The sequence below is a fragment of the Clostridium sp. genome (genome assembly GCF_040797585.1).
In the GTDB taxonomy this organism is placed as follows: domain Bacteria; phylum Bacillota; class Clostridia; order Clostridiales; family Clostridiaceae; genus Clostridium_Z.
The window spans coordinates 1-4,391 of sequence record NZ_JBFNEO010000224.1 but is presented as its reverse complement, the minus strand read 5'-3'; the positions used below and the strand labels follow the sequence as shown (position 1 = coordinate 4,391).

5 protein-coding genes and 1 pseudogene are annotated in these 4,391 nt (G+C 27.9%); 4 read left to right on the top strand and 2 right to left on the bottom strand.

Features of this window, described 5'->3' with window-relative positions; genetic code table 11:
• The 4 genes and pseudogenes from AB2369_RS11755 to AB2369_RS11740 all read left to right on the top strand — a co-directional run.
• Positions 1 to 216 (top strand): zinc ribbon domain-containing protein (locus tag AB2369_RS11755; RefSeq protein WP_367666667.1); only part of this gene is annotated, 216 nt, incomplete at its 5' end.
• A 258-nt stretch (positions 217 to 474) separates the two neighbouring features.
• Positions 475 to 1,197, top strand: a pseudogene (locus AB2369_RS11750) (endonuclease MutS2); the annotation flags it as partial.
• 168 nt (positions 1,198 to 1,365) lie between these two features.
• Positions 1,366 to 1,698 carry a PadR family transcriptional regulator gene (locus AB2369_RS11745; protein ID WP_367666666.1) on the top strand — a complete coding sequence of 111 codons (333 nt, stop codon included), beginning with the start codon at positions 1,366 to 1,368 and terminating at the stop codon, positions 1,696 to 1,698.
• A gap of 4 nt (positions 1,699 to 1,702) precedes the next feature.
• Positions 1,703 to 2,626 carry a permease prefix domain 1-containing protein gene (locus AB2369_RS11740; RefSeq protein ID WP_367666665.1) on the top strand — a complete coding sequence of 308 codons (924 nt, stop codon included), beginning with the start codon at positions 1,703 to 1,705 and terminating at the stop codon, positions 2,624 to 2,626.
• A gap of 208 nt (positions 2,627 to 2,834) precedes the next feature.
• Here AB2369_RS11740 and AB2369_RS11735 read toward each other — a convergent pair whose 3' ends face one another.
• Together AB2369_RS11735 and AB2369_RS11730 are read right to left on the bottom strand one after the other, a co-directional pair.
• Positions 2,835 to 3,188, bottom strand: a complete 354-nt coding sequence (locus tag AB2369_RS11735; RefSeq protein ID WP_367666664.1) for a hypothetical protein — start codon at positions 3,186 to 3,188, stop codon at positions 2,835 to 2,837.
• A 47-nt stretch (positions 3,189 to 3,235) separates the two neighbouring features.
• Positions 3,236 to 4,391, bottom strand: a 1,156-nt coding sequence (locus AB2369_RS11730; protein WP_367666663.1) for a DUF4153 domain-containing protein, incomplete at its 5' end; no start/stop codon positions are given.

The window sequence follows — 4,391 nt, the reverse complement described above, 5'->3', positions numbered from 1 at the left end:
ATAAATCCAGCTTATACAAGTAAGGTCTGTAATGTATGTGGAAGTTTTGGTAAAAGAGATGGTGATAGATTTACATGTCCTAAATGTGGAGAAAGTCATGCTGATATTAATGCAAGTAAAAATATATTAAATAGAAAATATGATAAAGATATTAATTTGTATACTAATTATAAAAGGGTTAAAGAAATTTTAGAAAATAGATTAAAAGTTAGTTAGCTTTAAAAAGACTATTTAATCACAAATATGTGTACCTCAGAAATGAAGCATATATTTTACTAGACATAGGGGTTAAATAAATCTTTTAATTATAAAATTTTAAAATACGGTTGTAGGATAGTTTGGGGAATTATATCTAGGAAATAGTTAGTTATAATTAACTTTACGAACTGGTACATCCAAGGCTTAAAACTATCATAAGATAGAATAAGTGCGAATTATCTAATTTGAGTACATTTATACATGTTTTTAGAACCAGATATTATGAAGGCATCTAATAATTCTACCCTTCTTTTATTCGATGAGATAGGTAGTGGTACAGAGCCTAATGAGGGAGCAGCCCTTGCCATAGCTATATTAGAGGAATTCTATCATATGGGATGTATAACTGTTGCATCAACTCATTATGGAGAGATTAAAGGCTTTGCAGAGAGCCATGAAGAGTTTATAAACGCTTCTATGACCTTTAATAAAGATACATTAGAGCCTTTATATAAGCTTGTAATAGGAGAAGCGGGGGAGAGTAATGCCCTATTTATATCAAGGAAGATGGGAATTAGAGAAAGGGTAATTCTAAAAGCTAAGAATTATCTTGAAACCAAGGAGTATAACACTGAGTTAGTTAAGAGAAGTAAGATAAGTAAAAACAAAGAAGAAGAAACTTCATTAAAAGAGGATGAAAAATACTATAACTATAAGGTTGGAGACAAGGTTAAAGTCTTAGACCATAATGATTATGGAATAGTATATGAAGAGATAGATAGCTTTAATAATATAAAAGTATTTTTTAAGGGTAAGGTAATTACTGTTAACTATAAAAGATTAAAGCTAGATATAAAAGGAGAGGACCTTTACCCAGAAGGTTATGATATAACAACTATGTTTACTTCTTATAAGGAAAGAAAACTTGAGAGGGATCTTGAAAGAGGATCTAAAAAGGCTTTAAAGAAAATAAGAAAAGAAATAAAAAGTAATAGATAATATGAAAGATCTTATTTTAGATTGAATATAAAATCTATAGGTAAAATAAAGAGGGCATACCTTAAAATTAAGGTGTGCTTTATTTATTTAACTTATTAGTGATTTGTATTATTAAGTACATTGTATTATTAAGTACTATATGTTAATATGTTCATGGGAGGGAATAATATGGAAGTTAATAAAGAAGTCCTTAAAGGATATATAGATACCATACTTATGAGTTTGATAGAAACTGGGCCCATGTATGGCTATGAGATAGCAAAAAGCGTAAGAGAAATAAGTGAAGAAACCTTTGAGCTGAAGGAAGGAACATTATATTTATCATTAAAAAGATTAGAGAAAAATGGATATGTAACTTCCTATTGGCATGATGGAGAAAGTGGAGGGGGAAGAAGAAAGTATTATTCAGTTACTGAAGAAGGACGAGTTTACATAGAAAACAAAAGACAAGAATGGAGTTTCATGAAGGGATTAATAGATAAATTTTTAAGGGAGGTATAGTCCTATGGGGAAGGAATATATCATAAGTAATAAAGGAATAGAAAGTGTTGAAAATTATATTAGCAAACTTACCTATAATCTGGATAAAAGCTCTAAGGAGATTTTAGAGTTTAAGGAAGAAATAACCTTTAATCTTATTATGAGTATAAAGGATCTTATGGAAATAGGATATGATGAAGATGATGCTATAAATACCGCTATAGATAGGTTTGGCAATACAGAGGTTCTTCAAAAAGAGATTAATAGATTATATAAAAGTAAGATAAATATAGGTAAGAATATATTGAAAATAGCTTTAGTGTCGTTAAGCATATTTATTTTACTTATTACCACTGGAATAATACATGATAGAGGAAGATTTGGGTTTTATAAAACTGTAGATAAATTAATGGATTCTAGTAAGATGACATTAGAAAACCTTGTTACAGAGGAACTAAAGAAAGAGGTTAATAATATAGTAGATAGTAATATGCATATTAAAGGAGCAGCCATATATACATCAAAGGTGGAAAGATATAAAGATGGGCGTATAACTTATGGTGGATTTGAGCATTTTAGAAGAGGCGTTGAATTTGATTATAATTACATATATCCATTAAATGAAGAAACTAAAGACTCGAATTATTTTAGAGATAAGCAAGGGTTAATATTTGCTGAAATAACAACTCATTATTCTGAACCAGTACCAGATTCTGATGAGGTTATTGATGTTATTTTTAAGGAGAAAGTATTTTCATTTGGATATTATATCTTTTGTGCTATAATATTTGCAGTATTTTGGTGTTTGTTTGGAGTCTGGGCAGCTACGAACATATTTTATGAAGAAGGAAGTAAGGGATGGATAATATCTGTATTCATTACTAATATAATGGGATATATTATATATAAAATGTATTCTAGAAATAAGAAGAAATTAAGAATCGCTTAGATAGAACAATGCTAGGTTTAAATAAGTTTTAAAGAAAGTAAGAAAAAAGATAAAGAATATAGAATAATAAGAGAGTGCATTTAGGTGCACTCTCTTAATCTTTAATTAATCTCATAATTATTATAGAAACTCATAAAATTTATTGTTTCATTACAGAATTTCTAGTTCAATATTAACTTTTATAACTTAATATTAAGTAAATAAATTATTAGTGGCACATTCCATTAAATTCATTTTTAGGATCTACCTCAACTGAATAATCATCACAATCTACAGTTGCAGAAAACTTTTTGTTTTCATCATCTTTAGCATGTCCTTCAATGTAAAAATCAGAACCCATAAATTCTCCTGAAAATCCTGTGTTAGTAACTACAACATCTAAATTCTTTTCTTTTTTAAAGTGTTCTACCGTAGCATTTATAGCCATTTTTTCAGTTTCAGGAAGTCGACTCTCGCTTAGTGGGCCTGTTGCATGGGTCCAAATAGCATTAGACATATAAAGTATAAACATGGTAGCAATAGAAGTTAGAAAAATAAATATAGGTTTTAATCTCTTTTTCATTAATACCATCCTTTCACATAATCTATTTGTATTTATTGTAACTGTTATTAATACAAGTTTCTAGATTTTAGTTCAAAATAATTAGTTTCATACCATTTTGAAGAGGTATCTATTTTATTATTACTTTTCCAGGTGATATAAACATCATAGCCTATTATTTTTTCATCATAAGCCTTTTTTATTGGATCCATAGCATCATAGGATAATTGTGTCAAATATTCTATACCTGCATTGCCACCCTTAGAATAGATTTCAATATTTTTCTCTGCTATAAACTTGTCTATATTAAAGAAGTTTATTCCCATATAAAACAATAGTCCCAGTGTAACTACAAACTTCAAGATGTTAAAGTTTTTCCATATATATACTAAAAGCATAACTAGAGAAATAGCTAAGAATACTAAGAATATAGAGACTAATACTCTAAGTCTTGTATAAGCGAAAGCATCAATATATAGTCTCATTTTATAGAATGCTGAGAATAACATATTAAAGGTTAATAGAGTTATAACAGATAAAATAGAATTTAAAATACTATTATATTTTTCTGTGATAGACATGGTTTTTACCTTGATTACAACTATACCTAAAGCATTTATTAAGGCTATAAAAATCAATTGGAAGAATCCTTGCCTTGCATATTCAGCGTAGGATAACCCTCCAGGAATAAACTCATGGTTTCCACCATAGAGATAGGTGAATTGAACCTTAGTAAAAATAAGATATAAAAGTGTAACTACTATAGAAATTGTAATTATAGTTACAGGATGAAATGTTTTTTTCACATTCATATTGTTAGAAGCTAAATTTTTATATCTAAGACTCCATATAAATCCAAATATATATAGAGAGAATAAAACTAAAGTGATGAATTTAGATATGTTAAACATATCTAAATGTTCAAATGTCTTTGTTATATTTTTTAGATAGAAGGCAAAAACTGAATCTGCTGAAGATAATAAGAGAGTAAGAATAAATATAACAGGTATAGATATAAATAATCCCTTTTTTATCTTATCTATATTTGAAGAAGAATTATCTTTGCTTGAAGAAGAATTATCTTTAAAAGAGTTTTTACCTAGATTTAGCATAAATTTTGGAAGTTTTAAAGAGTGAGAAAAACTCTCTCTAAATACCTTCTTCTTGAATAAGTTTAATGTCATAGCTGGATTATTCCATATATTTTCATAGGCTAAAGTAATT